The organism is Arthrobacter sp. GAS37 (assembly GCF_044908325.1).
Taxonomy (GTDB): domain Bacteria; phylum Actinomycetota; class Actinomycetes; order Actinomycetales; family Micrococcaceae; genus Arthrobacter; species Arthrobacter ramosus.
In genome coordinates, this window is the sequence record NZ_JBIYDB010000002.1 from 244,743 (window position 1) to 260,603 (window position 15,861).

The window sequence follows — 15,861 nt, forward strand, 5'->3', positions numbered from 1 at the left end:
CTAGTAAGCTCGAATCATGAGTGTTATCCGCCCTGCAACAGTGTCCGACGTTCCCGCGATCCTGCAGATGATCCATGAGCTTGCGGTCTACGAAAAAGAGCCCGACGCCGTGAAGAACACGCCGGAAATGCTGAGCAATGCCCTGTTCGGCGAGAATCCGCGGGTGTACGCGCACATGGCGGAAAACGCGGCCGGGGACGTCCAGGGATTCGCCTTGTGGTTCCTGAACTACTCCACGTGGGAAGGCGTCCACGGGATCTATCTCGAGGACCTCTACGTCACGCCCGATGCCCGGGGCGAGGGTCACGGGAAGGCGCTCCTGCAACACCTGGCCGCCACCGCCGTCGAAAGCGGCTACGCACGGGTGGAATGGAGCGTCCTGGACTGGAACGAACCGTCCATCAACTTCTACCGCAGCCTCGGTGCCGTGCCCATGGACGGCTGGTCCACGTTCCGGCTGACCGGCGAAGCCCTGGGTGCCTTCGGCAGCGCTGACAAGGTCATTGCTCGTGGCTGAGCGGGTGGCTGAGGGCGTGGCCCACACCATCCGGGGACATCACCAATTCCGGGGTGTCCGCACTACCGAGCACTTCTTCTCGGTCCCCCTCGACCATTGGGCGTCGGAGGGTGTGGAGGCTCCCGGCACCGCGGAAACGATCACCGTCTTCGTCCGGGAGTTCGTCTCCACCGAGCACTCGGAGGAGGACGCGGCCCGGTTGCCGCGGTTGCTCTACCTCCAGGGCGGGCCCGGCGGACGCGGAACCCGGACCACGTCACTGTCCGGCTGGATGAAGGCTGCCGCAAGGAGTTTCCGCATCCTGATGCTGGATCAACGGGGCACGGGCCTGTCCACCCCGGCGGACCGCAATACCTTGCCGCTCCGGGGCGATGCCGCGGCGCAGGCGGACTACCTCACGCATTTCCGGGCGGACTCGATCGTGGCCGACGCCGAACTCATCCGGAAGACCTTGGGCTCGGAGCCGTGGACCGTCCTTGGCCAGAGCTTCGGCGGTTTCTGCGCGCTGACATACCTGTCCTTCGCGCCGGAAGGTTTGAGCGAAGTCCTCATTACGGGAGGGCTGGCGCCGTTGGAAGGTCCGGCCGAGCGCGTCTACCGGGCCACTTTCCAGCGGGTCGCGGAACGGAACGCGGAGTACTTCGCGTGGTATCCGGAGGACCGCAAGCTGGTCACCCGGATCGCGCGGCATCTGGAATCCACGGAGGAGCGGCTGCCCAGCGGGGAGCGGCTCACCACGGAACGCTTCCAAATGGTGGGATCGTTCCTGGGCGGTAACGCCCGTGTGGATGCCCTCCACACCCTCCTGGAGGATGCCTTCGTGCCCTCCCAGGATGGAGAGCGCCTCTCCGATTCGTTTCTGGAACAGGTCCACGGGCTCGTTTCCCGGGCATCGAATCCCCTGTACGCGGTCTTGCACGAGTCGATCTATGGCCAGGGGCAGGCCACCGACTGGGCGGCGTGGCGGGTGCGCGCGGAATTCCCCGAGTTCCAGCCCGGCGCCGCAGAGCCGCTTTTGACGGGCGAAATGGTCTACCCCTGGTATTTCGAACAGGATCCGGCGCTCGTACCCCTGCAGGAAGTAGCTGCGCTGTTGGCCGGCAAGCAAGACTGGAAACCGCTCTACGATGTGTCCCGGCTGGACGCGAACACTGTCCCCGTCGCGGCTGCTGTGTACCGCGACGACATCTACGTGGACTACCAGCTATCCATGGAAACCGCAGCGGCGGTCCGCGGACTGCAGGCCTGGACCACAGGGGACTTTCATCACGATGGCATCGGCGAAGACGGGGAAGGAATCTTCAACCGGCTCCTGGGAATGGCCCGCGGCACGAACTGAGCCCCGGCCATAGCAATGACCGGGGCTCCGAAACGCTCTGCAGCTGTCAGTGGCCGCTAACCTTGTTCATGCTCTTGCGGGAATCTTCCTCGAGCCGGGCGTCCAGTTTGGACTTGCTGGCGGCCGGGGTCAGGAGGCTCGCGACAACCGCCACCACGATGGTGCCGATGATGACCGCCAGGGAGACATAGGTCGGGATCTCGGGAGCCCATTCAATATGGTGGCCGCCGTTGATGAAGGGCAGTTCGTTGACGTGCATGGCGTGCAGGACCAGCTTGACGCCGATGAACGCGAGGATGACCGACAATGCGTGCTTGAGGTAGATCAGCCGGGTCATAAGGCCGCCAAGCAGGAAGTACAGCTGGCGCAGGCCCATGAGGGCGAAGATGTTGGCAGTGAAGACGATGAATGCGCTCTGCGTCAGTCCGAAGATAGCCGGAATGGAATCCACGGCGAACAAGAGGTCCGTCATGCCGATAGTCACGAAGACGATCAGCATGGGCGTGAACAGCTTCTTGCCGTCAACCGTGGTCCGCAGCTTGCCGCCGTCGAACTTCTCCGACATCGGGACAACTTTGCGGATGCGGGCAATGAGGGGATTCTCGGAAGTCTCTTCTTCGTCTTCGCCGTTGTCCGTGGCCTGCTTCCAGGCGGTCCATAGGAGGAACGCGCCGAAGATGTAAAAGACCCAGCTGAACTGCTCAATCACCACCGCGCCGAGGGCAATGAAGATGCCGCGGAGGACCAGGGCAATGATGATGCCCACCATGAGTACTTCCTGCTGGTACTTACGGGGCACCGAGAACCGCGCCATGATGATGATGAAGACAAAGAGGTTGTCTATACTCAGGCTGTATTCAGTCACCCATCCGGCGATGAACTGGCTGCCATACTCCGGGCCGGCAAAAGCGAACATCGCTCCGGCGAACACCAAGGCCAGGGTCACGTAGAAGGCGACCCAGAGGCCTGCTTCCTTCATGGAGGGTTCGTGCGGACGCTTGACCACCAGGAAAAGGTCGACAAGGAGGATGATTCCGAGAACGACGAAAGAGCCGATCTCGAACCAGGCGGGGAGTTGCATTCAAAATGCCTTTCGCAGGTACGCCAAAACGGCGTAAGTCTCTCCGACCTGCCTGCGTCTCCATGCCCAAAGGCAAATAGCGCTCAAACGGCGATCCGCTAGCCCCGGCGAGGCGTCTGTGCCTTGCGTGTTGACGGACCTAGCGCTTGGGATACTCCCCTACGTAGGCCCAACTTTACCCTAGGCGTGCCCGGCGGACTGCATTTGGCGCAGTTCGCGCTTGAGGTCGCCTACCTCGTCACGGATCCTCGCAGCGATCTCGAACTGGAGTTCGGCGGCTGCGGCGTGCATCTGCTCGGTCAGCTGTTCGATCAGGCCCACCAGGTCTTCGGCCGGCGCCGCGGCCAGGCCATCTTGCCGGACCTTCGAAGCGCCCTTGCCCTTGCCGGTCCGGCCGCCCTTTCCGGCTGCGGCGAGCAACTCACGGGTGTCGGCGTCTTCGCGGGCAAGCTGATCGGTGATGTCCGCGATCTTCTTGCGCAACGGCTGGGGATCGACACCATTGTCCGAGTTGTACTTGACCTGGATTTCCCGGCGGCGGTTGGTTTCCTCGATGGCCTTGGCCATGGAGTCCGTGATCCGGTCGGCGTACATGTGGACCTGGCCCGACACGTTTCGGGCGGCGCGCCCGATGGTCTGGATGAGGGAGGTGGCCGAACGCAGGAAGCCTTCCTTGTCGGCGTCGAGGATGCTGACAAGTGACACTTCGGGCAGGTCGAGGCCCTCGCGGAGCAGGTTGATGCCCACCAGGACGTCGAAGCTGCCCATGCGGAGTTCGCGAAGCAGTTCCACGCGCCGGAGAGTGTCGACGTCGGAGTGCAGGTATTGGACCTTGACCCCGTGGCCCAGCAAGTAGTCGGTCAGATCCTCGGCCATGCGCTTGGTCAAGGTGGTGACCAGCACGCGTTCGTCGCGCTCCACGCGCGTCCGGATTTCGCCAAGGAGGTCGTCGATCTGGCCCTTGGTCGGCTTCACGATGACTTCAGGATCGATCAGTCCGGTGGGGCGGATGATCTGCTGGACGGACCCGTCGGCCTTGCCCAGCTCGTACTTGCCGGGGGTCGCGGAAAGATAGACGGTCTGGCCCACCCGTTCCAGGAATTCATCCCATTTGAGCGGCCTGTTGTCCATGGCCGAAGGAAGCCGGAAGCCGTGGTCCACGAGGGTGCGCTTGCGCGACATATCGCCCTCGTACATCGCGCCGATCTGTGGAACCGTAACGTGGGATTCGTCGATGACCAGCAGGAAGTCGTCCGGAAAGTAGTCGATGAGGCAGTGCGGTGCCGTGCCGGAGCCGCGGCCATCGATGTGGCGTGAGTAGTTCTCGATGCCGTTGCAGAAACCCATTTGCTGCATCATCTCGAGGTCGTAGGTGGTGCGCATGCGCAGCCTCTGGGCCTCCACGAGCTTGTTCTGGCCTTCGAGGACCTTGAGCCGCTCCGCGAGCTCTTCCTCGATGGCAGTAATGGCGCGCGACATGCGTTCCGGACCGGCGACATAGTGCGAGGCCGGGAAGATGTACATCTCGGTTTCCTCACGGATGACGTCGCCCGTGACCGGATGCAGCGTGTAGATGTTCTCGATCTCGTCGCCGAAGAACTCGATGCGCAGGGCCAGCTCTTCGTACATGGGGATGATTTCCACGGTGTCTCCGCGGACGCGGAAGGTGCCGCGGTGGAAGTCCATGTCGTTGCGGGTGTACTGCATGCCGACAAACTTGCGCAGGAGATCGTCCCGGTTCATTTCGGCGCCCTTGGTGAGCGTGACCATTCCGGCGATGTATTCCTCCGGGGTGCCGAGGCCGTAAATGCAGGACACCGTAGCCACCACGATGACATCCCGGCGGGTCAGCAGCGCGTTGGTGGCCGAGTGCCGCAACCGCTCGACTTCCTCATTCACCGAGGAGTCCTTCTCGATGAAGGTATCCGTCTGGGGAACGTACGCTTCGGGCTGGTAGTAGTCGTAGTACGACACGAAGTACTCGACCGCGTTGTTGGGCAGCAGTTCCCGGAACTCGTTGGCGAGCTGCGCGGCCAGGGTTTTGTTCTGGACCATCACCAAGGTGGGCCTCTGGACCTGTTCGATCAACCAGGCGGTGGTGGCACTCTTGCCCGTACCGGTGGCACCGAGCAGCACGACGTCTTTTTCGCCGTTGTTGATCCGTTCGGTCAGCTCCGCGATAGCGGCCGGCTGGTCGCCTGCCGGCTTGAATTCGCTAATGACCTCAAAGGGCGCGACGACACGGTTGATCTCCTGGGCAAGACTCATGAATCCAATGTACCCCCGGCCGCGGACAGCTACTGTCCGCGTTTTCTAGCCTTGCGCCATGGAGTACGACGGCGGTTGCCACCCGCTACTCCGGGCCCAGGCATCCATGAGCGGCCAGGCGACCTCGGTGAACCAGGGTTCCTTGGCTTCCGAATACGCCAAGGTCCGGTGGTCGCCGGCGTGGAGCGCGGCAAGCTCCTGTTTCATGTCCGCATACATGCGCACTGCATCGGGGTTGGCGCGGAGCCAATCCCGGAACAACAACGCATAACGCCAGCCTGGACTTCCAAGGACCCGGACATGGACATTGGCGGCCCGTCCAGGGTCCGCGTTGCAATGGAAGCGTTTCTGCCATGCCGATGGATCCAGGTCCGGCGGCTTGGGTGTGTCACGGGCTGAAGCCTCCTGCAACGGGAAACCGGCCTCGCCCAAGGCCCGGGCTATCCGGTCCGCGGCTTCCAGCGAGGACACATTTACTTGTAGGTCGATCACGTCCTTGGCGGGAAGGCGTGGTACCGACGTCGAACCGATGTGGTCTGCCCCCAAGACCTCCGGAGATGCCCGCCTGAGCCTGGCAAGCAGACGTTCGGCCTGGACTGGCCAGTCGGGGTTTGGCGGGGACAAGACGGGCCCGCCTGCTCGCGGTGCCGGGTGGCCGGCTGCAAGATTACGGGCAAACGGCACCAATCGTTCTTCCCATAGGGTTTCCACGAGCTCCGTAACGTCCTCAACGCTTCCGGAGTTGTCCAACACGATGTCGGCCGCGGCCAACCGTTTGTGCCTGCCGGCTTGCGCGGCCATGCGGGACACCGCGTCCTCGACCGTCATGCCGCGGATCTCCGTCATGCGCCGGATCCGTTCTTCGTCCGGCGCATCGACGACCAGCACCAAGTGGAAGCTGCTGCCCTGCCCGGTTTCGACCAGCAGCGGAATATCCTGGACGACGATGTCTCCCGGTTTGGCGGTCGCGAGCATCGCGGCGGCCTTCTCCCTGACGCGCGGATGGATGATCGCGTTGAGCGCTTCCCGGCGATCCGGCGCAGCGAACACAATCGCGCCGAGGCGTGCCCGGTCAAGGCGCCCTTCGGCGTCGACGATGTCTTCACCGAACTCGGCCACGACGCCCGCCAAGCCCGGCGTGCCCGGCTCCACGACCTCGCGGGCCAGCGCATCGGCGTCGATCAAGACAGCACCCAGCTCCCTCAGCCGGGCGGACACGAGCGATTTGCCGGAGGCGATCCCGCCGGTAAGTCCAATCTTCAGCACCCCTCCACACTAGACTGGGTCGGTGGCAGAACAGGACGAAAGCCGGGCGACCGCGTACACAACGTTGGCACTCGGAGACGATTTCCGCCACGAACTCGAAATCAGGCGTTCGCGCTTCATCACCGTGCTGCGCCGCGCCTCCGACGAAGACGCCGCGCGCGCCCTGGTGGCGGAACTGCGCAAGGAGTTCCACGACGCCCGGCACCACTGCTCGGCATTCGTCCTCGGTCCGGATCGCGCCATCCAGCGTTCCAACGACGACGGCGAGCCCTCCGGAACCGCCGGCATCCCCATGCTTGAGGCACTCATCAAACGCGAGACACTGCCGGGGGTGACTGACCTCAGCGACGTAAGTGCCGTCGTCGTGCGCTATTTCGGCGGAATCCTCCTCGGCGCCGGCGGACTGGTCCGTGCCTACTCCGAGTCGATCTCGGCCGCACTGGATTCCGCTCCCCTAGTCCAGCGACGCCGCCTGCGGATTTGCGACATCCCCGTGCCCCACCAGGCGGCCGGAAGGCTTGAAAACGATCTGCGCTCCGCGGGCTACGTCATGGCCGAAACAAGCTACGAGCCCTCGGAGACGATCCTGCGCGTAGCCCTGCCTGATAACCCAAGCTCAATCGCAGACGCCGGTGAGCGGCTGGCGTCGATGACCGGAGGCGCCTCGGGACTCCAATTGCGGGGGACGGAATGGGTCGACGTCCAGGCCTGAGCTTCCGCACCCGCAGGGACATGCTCTCCCCTGATCGCCACCGCTGGACATAGTGGGCATATGTCCAGTCCTTGCTGCCAGCGCGGGGCATGTCCCGTGGGGGCCGTGCCGCCGGGAAGGGACATGCTCTCCCCTGATCACCACCGCCGGACATAGTGGGTATATGTCCAGTCCTTGCTGCCAAGGAGGGGCATGTCCGGTGGGTGACACTTGGACCGCACCATGCAGGGCGGGATCCATGCAGCATTGAGTTCTTGAACAAGCAAACGGTCTATTTCAGATTGTGGTCGTTCTGCGATGCAGTCTTCCCGTGCGAGCCATGCGGGAGCGCCCTGGATCTTGCCTTTCGGAACAACTTGATTGCATAGAAAGTGATGATGGCCAGAGCTGCCAGCAAGAGGAAAGCCAGCGGAGCAAAAGAAAGTACTCCCTCAGAAAAAGTAGGAACCAAGGGGTTCATGAGTCTGATCACACCGATCCGCATGAGACTAATCCGCCCAAAGAGTCAACCACATGCCCATTATTGTGTGGGAAATATATGATAGATCGTTATCAATTAGGAACCTGGCTGAGCTTCCGCGCTAGGGACATACTCTCCCCTGATCACCACCGCTGGACATAGTAGGTATATGCCCAGTCGTTGCTGCCAAGGAGGGGCATGTCCCGTGGAGACCCGGCCAGGAGGAGCCCAGGCAGCAGCGAAACAGGGTTAAACAAAGCGGCTCCTGCGATTCGTGAATGAATCGCAGGAGCCGCTTTTATCCCGGCCCGGAAATCCGGGCCAGTGGCAATTAGTTGCCGGTCAGCTTCTCGCGCAGAGCTGCGAGGGCCTCGTCGGATGCCAGGGTGCCCGCGTTGGACTCGGCGACAGCCGGCTCGGAAGAGTAGCTGGTGGTACCGGAGTCGCTCTCGCCGGAAGCGGCAGCAGCGGCGTCGTCAGCAGCGTGCTGGGAAACCTGCTTCTTGTGAGCTTCCCAACGTGCCTGGGCGTCAGCGTACTGCTGCTCCCAAGCGGCGCGCTGCGTCTCGTAGCCCTCGAGCCATTCGTTCGACTCGGGGTCGAAGCCCTCGGGGTACTTGTAGTTGCCCTCTTCGTCGTACTCAGCGGCCATACCGTACAGAGCCGGGTCGAACTCGGTGCTGTCGGCGTCAACGCCCTCGTTAGCCTGCTTGAGGGAGAGGGAGATGCGGCGGCGCTCGAGGTCGATGTCGATGACCTTGACGAAGAGCTCGTCGCCAACGGAGACGACCTGCTCAGCAAGCTCAACGTGGCGGACAGCCAGTTCGGAGATGTGAACGAGGCCTTCGATGCCGTCTTCGACGCGAACGAACGCACCGAACGGAACCAGCTTGGTGACCTTACCCGGAACAACCTGGCCGAGGGCGTGGGTGCGGGCGAAGGTCTGCCACGGGTCTTCCTGCGTGGCCTTGAGGGACAGGGACACGCGCTCGCGGTCCAGATCCACTTCGAGAACCTCGACGGTGACTTCCTGGCCAACCTCGACAACCTCGGACGGGTGGTCGATGTGCTTCCAGGACAGCTCGGAAACGTGAACCAGACCGTCTACGCCGCCAAGGTCCACGAATGCACCGAAGTTGACGATGGAGGAAACGACGCCGGGACGAACCTGGCCCTTTTCCAGCTTGTTGAGGAACGTGGAGCGAACCTCGGACTGGGTCTGCTCGAGCCATGCACGGCGGGAAAGAACAACGTTGTTGCGGTTCTTGTCCAGCTCGATGATCTTGGCTTCGATCTGCTGACCGATGTACGGAGCGAGGTCGCGGACGCGGCGCATCTCGACGAGGGATGCGGGCAGGAAGCCGCGCAGGCCGATGTCGAGGATAAGACCACCCTTGACAACCTCGATCACGGTACCGGTGACAACACCGTCTTCTTCCTTGACCTTCTCGATGTCGCCCCAGGCACGCTCGTACTGAGCACGCTTCTTGGAGAGGATCAGTCGGCCTTCTTTGTCTTCCTTGGTGAGCACCAGGGCTTCGACCTGATCGCCAACGGAGACGACGTCCCCGGGGTCAACGTCGTGCTTGATGGAAAGCTCGCGGGAAGGGATGACACCTTCGGTCTTGTAACCGATGTCGAGCAGGACTTCGTCGCGGTCAACCTTGACGACGATACCTTCGACGAGGTCTCCGTCGTTGAAGTACTTGATGGTGGCGTCGACAGCTGCGAGGAAGTCCTCAGCGGTACCGATGTCGTTGATCGCGACTACGGGGGTACCGGGCTTCTCGGTGGAGGTGATGGTCATGTAGTAGGGGCTCCGTTGTGGATAGAGTATCGGTCAGGCAAACCGCCCGCTTTCCGTCGCCGGTCCGCAGGACACGGCAAACGCCGGGTCATCCTGAATTGTGGATTGTAAATTTGCGCGCACGTAGTATGCGCCCGTTCATTCTAGTCGTTCGCCTCAAGGAGGGTCAAAGCGGCAGCGTGTCACCGAGCCGCGCGAACGTCACGCCACGGTCCAGCAAGCCTGGAAGGGCTCGCGCATATCCCTCCGCAGTGCCGCCGGCGGGCTGGTTGAAATGCGAGATCACAATCTGGCCGGCGCCCTGTCCTGCAGCGATTTTGCCCACTTCGCCCGCGACCGTCGGGGCCGGGAAGGTCGCACCGCCGTCGCCGTTCACCGTGAAGCTCACCGGAACCAGTCCGAGGGCATTGGTGATCGCCGCCGCGACGTCGTCGTAGTAGGCGGTTCCCGCCCTGAAGAAGCGGGGGGCTTTGCCGCAGAGCCGCTCCATGACCTCCTGGTTGCCCATGATCTCGTCATACACTTCGCCCGCATTGGCGGTGCCCGGGATGCCGTACGCTGAGCGACCGTTGACCGATAGGGGCTGGTGCCGGAAGCCGTGGTTGCCGAGCTCGAACAAAGGATCGGCCGCGAGATCGGCGGCCAGCCCGGGGTTGGCCTTGATCCAACGGCCGTTGACGAACAAGGTGGCGGGAACGTTGAGCTTGCGCAGGGTCTTGAGCAAGCGTTGATCGCAATCCGAACCCTGGGGGCCACCGCAAGCGTCAAACGTCAAGACCGCATGCGTGGACGCGGTTTTCGAAACCACCCCGGCGACAGCAAGCCCCCATTCGACGGGCTTGCGCCCAGAAAATTCGGCCACAACCTGGGACTTCAACGGCGGTGCCGGCCGCGTTTCGGGCACGACCGGATACTGGCCCGCCTCTTCCACGACCGGCGTTGAAACCGTTGCGGGGCGAGGCTCGGGTGCAGCTGCCGGTTGCTGGGCGCAGGCGGCCAGTCCGGTCATCGCGAGTCCGGCGGCAGCCGCCAGCAACGACCTCCGGCCCGGCAGCCCTGATGGGCCGGACGAGTGGCCCCCCGGCTGGAATTCCCCCATGGAATCCTCTTCTGTTGTAGATCCTGAGTGTGGAGATGTGCCTAGAAGTGCGTCAGGCAATGGGCTGGACGTTCGACGGCGAACATGTGCTGGGCAGCCAATGCTGCTCCGGGCGTGTGCTCGCGGATCCGGCCTGCCGAAGCCAAGGTTACAGGATTGACGGCACCCAAATAGACAGACCCCAAATCGGTGACATCCATGCTCAGGTCCGGACTCAAGTCCTGGCTCCCGCCACCGGCATCACTGACGGTGACGACGCCGCCGTCGGACGTCAATTCCCACGTACCGTCGGCAAAACCGAGCGCGTCCCGGACTTCGAGCACCAACCGTCCGTCGGCGCCGTAACGGCGGGCTGACAAGGCTGCAGGGACGTCCAGGACGCGCAACCACAACATGTCCCGATAGTCGGAAGACGTGACGCAACGTCCGTCCTCGAGCGCCCACGCAAGGGGGTCTTCAACGGGAGCCTCAGGCCAGGAGACCCGATCGACGAGATCGATGCTGCCCAGGAATTGCCACAGTTCCAGGTACGCGGAGTCCGTCGCGGCGACGAGGTCCACGATTTCCACCGTGTATGGCTTCGTGTCCCAGCCGCCGAACTTGTAGGACACGTAGCCGTCAATGGCGCCGTCCGGTCCGTAGTGGAGCGCGCATTTGATGGCCTTGTCTTCACTGCCGTCGCGCTTCATCGCCCCGGATACGTGATGGCGGTAGGAGTCCTGCCTCACGATGGACCCCGGCGTACGGTGGTGAACCCGTTCGAATACCTCGGGCGCGAGTTCGAGAAGGACTCTTGGATCTGCGATCTCCACCCGGCCAACGGGCTCATGACGGATGCGGAATTTCGGACCGGTGTCCACCTTGATGCTCCGCTCGAAGGTTGCGACGCCAAATCCAAAGCGGCCGTAGATGGATGCCTCGGACGCGGTCAGGGCGGCCATGGCGAAGCCATCGTCCTTGGCATCGGCGAGATCGGCGGTCATCATCCCCCGCAGGATGCCATGGCGCCGATGCGTTCCGCGGACCGTGACAGCGGTGATCTGGCGCGTACGCAGTTCCTGGCCGAAGCCCACATTCAGCTTGTTTTCCAGCGTTCCAAAGGTCGCAACCGGAAATCCCGGGTTGAGCGCATGCAACGGAGGTTGCTCGTTGACGTAAACGCCCGTCAGCTCACGGTTGTCCGCTTGGTACATCGCGAGAATCTTGTCGATGAGCTCATCGCTTCGTTGCTCGTCGTGGAATCCGAAGCCAACGGCCTGGAGCCAATCACGTGCTTGTCCGTAGTCCGGGTTCTCCTTCTCGACGGAACGAAAGCGCTTGACGTTGTATTTTTCGTTTATTCTCTTGGGATCAGCCACGTCCCGAGCCTAGCCAGACAGCATGGGGGCACGCCACCTTATCAGCGGCGTGCCCCGGCCCGGCCCGCAACGCAGGCCTGTGCGCCTGTCAGTGTCCGGCGTCGTACCAGCTGGAGCCGACTCCGAGCTGCACGTCCAGCGGCACCGTGAGCTCGGCTGCCGTGCCCATTTGTTCGGTCACGAGCTTTTCGACGGCTTCGCGTTCACCGGGGGCAACCTCGAGCACAAGTTCGTCATGGACCTGCAGCAGCATCCGGGACTTCAGCCCCTGGCTGGTCAACTCGGCCGAAACGCCGAGCATCGCCCGCTTCATGAGGTCCGCCGCCGAACCCTGGATCGGCGAGTTCAGTGCGATGCGCTCGGCGATCTCCCGGTGCTGGCGGTCCGTGCTGGTCAGGTCCGGAAGATAGCGGCGGCGGCCTTCGATCGTGGACGTGTAGCCGTCGATCCGGGCCTGCTCCACCACGCCACGCAGATAGTCGCGCACTGCGCCGAACCGGTCGAAGTAGTCCTTCATGAGGGTCCTGGCTTCGTCGACCGAGATTTCCAGTTGCTTGGACAGGCCGAACGAAGTCAGACCGTAGGCCAATCCATAGGACATGGCCTTGACCTTGGAGCGCATGGCACTGGTGACCTCGTCCGGTGCCACGTTGAAGATGTGCGAGCCGACATAGCGGTGCAGGTCCTCACCCTCCTTGTACGCCTGGATGAGTCCTTCATCGCCGGACAAATGCGCCATGATACGCATTTCGATCTGCGAGTAGTCAGCCGACAACAGGCATTCGTAGCCGTCACTGACGACGAAAATTCCACGGACGCGCCGGCCTTCCTCGCTGCGCACCGGGATGTTCTGCAGATTGGGATTGTTCGAGGAAATACGCCCCGTGGCCGCGACGTTCTGCGCGTACGTCGTGTGGATGCGGCCGTCCTCAGCCACTGATTTCTTGAGGGTCTCCAGCATTTGGGCCAGCTTGGAGGATTCGCGGTGGGCCATGAGCTGCACCAGGAACTCGTGGCCGGTCTTCTCCAGGAGGGCCTTCAGCGAGGCGGCGTCCGTTGTGTAGCCGGACTTGATCTTCTTGGTTTTGGGCAGGCCAAGCTCTTCGAAGAGGACCGTCTGGAGCTGCTTGGGCGAGCCGAGATTGACCTCGTGGCCAATGGCGGCAAATGCCTGCTCCTGGGCGTTGTCGATCACCTTCGCGAGGTCCGCGAGCTGTTCGTTCAGGCGCTCCGTGGAGATGGCAATGCCCGAGAGTTCCATCTGGGCCAGGACCCGCGCGACCGGCAGCTCCAACGTGGTCAGGAGCGCCTCGGCCTTGCGCTCGGCGAGCTCGCTTTCGAAGTGCTTGCTCAGTGCGTGCACGACGGCGGTCTGCTGGACGAGCGCGCTGGCCGCGGCACCGTCCGGCCCATCGCCAAGTTCGAGTTCCAGCTGGCCGGTTTGCGTCGCCGCGGTCGTGACAGTGATCCTCAAATGGTGCTGGGCGAGCTCGGCGAGCTCGTAGCTGCGGCGGTCCGGCTGGATCAGGTAGCCAGAAATGGCAGTGTCGTCCACCACCCCTTCCAAGGCAAGTCCACGGTGGTGCAAGGCCTTCAAAGCGTCCTTGAACTCGTGCATGACCTTGGCCTCTTCGGGGTCCCGCAGCCACTTTGCCAAGACGGCATCGGCCGCAGCGTCCAAGGACGATAGCTCGATGTAAGCAGCACCGTTGGCGCGCACGATGGCGAGTGCATCGGCGTCGTCGCCAATTCGTCCCGGCACCAACTGCACGGCGACGGCGGCACGGCTCCCCGCACCGGCGGCGAAGAACTGCTCCAGGGCGGCGGCGTCCTCCAGGATCTTGTAGTCGGGCGCGTCGATGGTTTCGGGAGGCGCGCCGGCGGTGTCATCGCCATAGAGAGCGAACAGCCGGGGGCGGAGGGTCCTGAACTCGAGGGTGTCGAAGAGTGTCTCGATCTCCTGGCGATTTGGACGCGGCTCCTCAAGTTCCGCGAGCGTCACAGGGAGCTCGAGGTCCCTGAGGAGCTGGTTGAGGCGGCGATTGCGCTTGACGGCATCGATGTTTTCCCGGAGGGCGCCACCGACTTTGCCTCCGATGGAATCCAGGTTTTCCAGGATCCCTTCCAGGCCGCCGTAAAGGTTGATCCATTTGGCTGCGGTCTTGGGGCCGACGCCGGGGACGCCCGCAAGGTTGTCGGCGGTCTCCCCTACCAGCGCGGCAAGATCGGAGTAGCGGGACGGGGGCACGAAGTACTTTTCTTCGATGGCTGCCGCGTCCATGCGAGGAATATTGGAAACGCCCTGTTTCGGGTACAGGACGAACACGTTGTCCGTGATGAGCTGGAAAGCGTCACGGTCCCCTGAAACCAGGAGGACTTCGTAGCCTGCGGCCTCGCCCCGCGCTGCGAGTGTGGCGAGGATGTCGTCAGCCTCGTAGCCGGGCATCTTGATGGTCTTGATGCCCCATGCCTCCATGACATGGTCGATGAGATCGATCTGCCCGCGGAATTCCTGCGGCGTCTCGTTGCGGCCGGCCTTGTATTCGCTGTACTCCGCCTTGCGGAACGTCGTGTCGTCCGAGACATCGAAGGCCACCGCGACGTGGGTGGGCTTCTGGTCCTTGATGAGGTTGATCAACATCGAGGTGAAGCCATGCACGGCGTTGGTGTGCTGGCCCGAGGATGTGGCGAAGTTCTCTGCCGGAAGAGCATAGAACGCCCGGAACGCCATCGAGTGACCATCGAGGACCAACAGCCTCGGCCGGCCACCTGCCGCGGTGCCCGCCATGGTTGTTGAAGGGTCTGGTGCCGTTGCGGTGGCAGTTGATGTTGCTGTTCCAGTTGATGTTGTTGTTCCAGTTGACACTGGCGTTGACGTTGCCGTTGGAACTGAGTCCGGTTTGGTTGTTTCGCTCACAGGTGCCAGCCTAGTTGCCATGATGGACAATTTCACGCCGGGCCCGTTCACCGACGAACTCAATGCGGCTGGCGTCCCGCTGGAGTTGCACGGTTGGCTTTCCCGCTATGGAGTGGGCTCGCTCGTGGCGAAGATGGGCATCAAGTTCCTTGAACTGGGCGCCGAACGTACCGTCGCCACCATGCCGGTGGAGGGCAATACCCAGGTTGCCGGCATCCTCCACGGCGGAGCCCATGTGGTCCTCGCCGAAACCTTGGGCTCCTTCGCGGCGGCCCTGCATGCCGGATCCGGACGCCACGTGGTGGGAATCGAGGTGGGCGCAACCCACCATCGCTCCATAGCGAGCGGCCTGGTCACCGGCACATGCACAGCCATCCACTTGGGCGGCACGCTCGCCACGCACGAAATTGTCATGACCGACGAACATGGCCGACGGCTGTCAACTGCCCGGATTACCAACATGATCCGGGAGAACCGGGCCCGCTGACCCGGCACGCGCGGGGAACCTGTAGCGCAGCTCGACTGCAGCGCCACCAAGGGTGCGGGACGAGCTCAACTCGAGCGGCGCCGTCGGGCTCTCGACAGGCAGCAATCGCTTACCGGAACCCAAGGCGACGGGGATAAGGGTGACAATCATCTCGTCGAGCAGGCCGGCCCTGGCGAACTGGGCCACAAGGTTTCCACCGCCAACCAGCCATACGTTCTTGTCGCCGGCGTCGGCAATCAGGTCCGGCGCGAACTCCTCAACCTCTCCACGCACGAACGTGACGTCCGCACCGGGCGGCGCGGCGTATTCGCGGTGGGTGAAGATCCAGCAAGGAACACCCGGATAGGGCCATTTGCCCGGTTCGTGTTCCATGAGCCAGCGGTAGGTCTGGCCGCCCATGACAATGCAGCCGATGCCCGCCATGAAGTCTTCGTAGCTTTCGGTGACGCCCTCAGCCTCTTCGAACTGGAGCAGCCAGCCGAGATCGTCTTCTTTCGTGGCGATGAACCCGTCAAGCGAGCATGCCACGTAGTACTGGAAATCCGCCATG

General features: G+C 63.0%; 12 protein-coding genes. 4 read left to right on the plus strand and 8 right to left on the minus strand.

Annotation, left to right across the window (positions count from 1 at the left end):
* The first annotated feature begins 16 nt into the window (after positions 1–16).
* Positions 17–517, plus strand: a complete 501-nt coding sequence (locus tag ABH924_RS03365; RefSeq protein WP_404496867.1) for a GNAT family N-acetyltransferase — start codon at positions 17–19, stop codon at positions 515–517.
* Positions 504–1,856: an alpha/beta fold hydrolase gene (locus tag ABH924_RS03370; protein ID WP_404496969.1), complete on the plus strand. Its 1,353-nt coding sequence runs from the start codon at positions 504–506 to the stop codon at positions 1,854–1,856. Before ABH924_RS03365 ends, ABH924_RS03370 begins: the two co-directional genes overlap by 14 nt.
* Positions 1,857–1,902: 46 nt before the next feature.
* Here ABH924_RS03370 and ABH924_RS03375 read toward each other — a convergent pair whose 3' ends face one another.
* From ABH924_RS03375 to coaE, 3 genes are all read right to left on the minus strand, one after another.
* The gene (locus ABH924_RS03375) at positions 1,903–2,937 is read right to left on the minus strand and encodes a TerC family protein (protein ID WP_234749524.1); all 1,035 of its coding nucleotides are present in this window, start codon (positions 2,935–2,937) and stop codon (positions 1,903–1,905) included.
* A 180-nt stretch (positions 2,938–3,117) separates the two neighbouring features.
* Positions 3,118–5,205, minus strand: coding sequence for an excinuclease ABC subunit UvrB (uvrB, locus tag ABH924_RS03380; RefSeq protein WP_234749527.1), 2,088 nt, complete (start codon positions 5,203–5,205; stop codon positions 3,118–3,120).
* A gap of 45 nt (positions 5,206–5,250) precedes the next feature.
* A complete protein-coding gene (gene coaE / locus ABH924_RS03385; protein ID WP_404496869.1) occupies positions 5,251–6,471 on the minus strand; it encodes a dephospho-CoA kinase in 1,221 nt (406 codons plus the stop codon).
* A 22-nt stretch (positions 6,472–6,493) separates the two neighbouring features.
* Here coaE and ABH924_RS03390 point away from each other — a divergent pair, with 22 nt between their 5' ends.
* Positions 6,494–7,183: an IMPACT family protein gene (locus ABH924_RS03390; protein WP_404496871.1), complete on the plus strand. Its 690-nt coding sequence runs from the start codon at positions 6,494–6,496 to the stop codon at positions 7,181–7,183.
* A gap of 791 nt (positions 7,184–7,974) precedes the next feature.
* Here the strand turns inward: ABH924_RS03390 and rpsA are convergent.
* The 4 genes from rpsA to polA all read right to left on the minus strand — a co-directional run bounded on the left by rpsA (position 7,975) and on the right by polA (position 14,638).
* Complete coding sequence (rpsA, locus tag ABH924_RS03395; RefSeq protein ID WP_234749534.1) at positions 7,975–9,450, minus strand: 30S ribosomal protein S1; 1,476 nt, start codon at positions 9,448–9,450, stop codon at positions 7,975–7,977.
* A 166-nt stretch (positions 9,451–9,616) separates the two neighbouring features.
* Positions 9,617–10,549: a polysaccharide deacetylase family protein gene (locus ABH924_RS03400; protein ID WP_404496873.1), complete on the minus strand. Its 933-nt coding sequence runs from the start codon at positions 10,547–10,549 to the stop codon at positions 9,617–9,619.
* A 41-nt stretch (positions 10,550–10,590) separates the two neighbouring features.
* Positions 10,591–11,907 carry a GNAT family N-acetyltransferase gene (locus ABH924_RS03405; protein ID WP_404496875.1) on the minus strand — a complete coding sequence of 439 codons (1,317 nt, stop codon included), beginning with the start codon at positions 11,905–11,907 and terminating at the stop codon, positions 10,591–10,593.
* Between the two features lie 88 nt (positions 11,908–11,995).
* The gene (polA, locus tag ABH924_RS03410; protein ID WP_404496971.1) at positions 11,996–14,638 is read right to left on the minus strand and encodes a DNA polymerase I; all 2,643 of its coding nucleotides are present in this window, start codon (positions 14,636–14,638) and stop codon (positions 11,996–11,998) included.
* Positions 14,639–14,843: 205 nt separating this feature from the next.
* Here polA and ABH924_RS03415 point away from each other — a divergent pair, with 205 nt between their 5' ends.
* The gene (locus ABH924_RS03415) at positions 14,844–15,311 is read left to right on the plus strand and encodes a hotdog fold thioesterase (protein ID WP_404496877.1); all 468 of its coding nucleotides are present in this window, start codon (positions 14,844–14,846) and stop codon (positions 15,309–15,311) included.
* Here ABH924_RS03415 and ABH924_RS03420 read toward each other — a convergent pair.
* A complete protein-coding gene (locus ABH924_RS03420; protein WP_404496879.1) occupies positions 15,264–15,860 on the minus strand; it encodes a dihydrofolate reductase family protein in 597 nt (198 codons plus the stop codon). The two genes, ABH924_RS03415 and ABH924_RS03420, sit on opposite strands and share 48 nt — an antisense overlap.
* Between the last annotated feature and the right edge of the window lies 1 nt (position 15,861).

Excerpts from the sequence above, each read along its gene's own strand:
- ABH924_RS03365 (WP_404496867.1), top strand. The coding sequence starts at position 17 with ATGAGTGTTATCCGCCCTGCAACAGTGTCCGACGTTCCCGCGATCCTG.
- ABH924_RS03375 (WP_234749524.1), bottom strand. The coding sequence starts at position 2,937 with ATGCAACTCCCCGCCTGGTTCGAGATCGGCTCTTTCGTCGTTCTCGGA.
- uvrB (WP_234749527.1), bottom strand. The coding sequence starts at position 5,205 with ATGAGTCTTGCCCAGGAGATCAACCGTGTCGTCGCGCCCTTTGAGGTC.
- rpsA (WP_234749534.1), bottom strand. The coding sequence starts at position 9,450 with ATGACCATCACCTCCACCGAGAAGCCCGGTACCCCCGTAGTCGCGATC.
- ABH924_RS03400 (WP_404496873.1), bottom strand. The coding sequence starts at position 10,549 with ATGGGGGAATTCCAGCCGGGGGGCCACTCGTCCGGCCCATCAGGGCTG.
- polA (WP_404496971.1), bottom strand. The coding sequence starts at position 14,638 with ATGGCGTTCCGGGCGTTCTATGCTCTTCCGGCAGAGAACTTCGCCACA.
- ABH924_RS03415 (WP_404496877.1), top strand. The coding sequence starts at position 14,844 with ATGATGGACAATTTCACGCCGGGCCCGTTCACCGACGAACTCAATGCG.
- ABH924_RS03420 (WP_404496879.1), bottom strand. The coding sequence starts at position 15,860 with ATGGCGGATTTCCAGTACTACGTGGCATGCTCGCTTGACGGGTTCATC.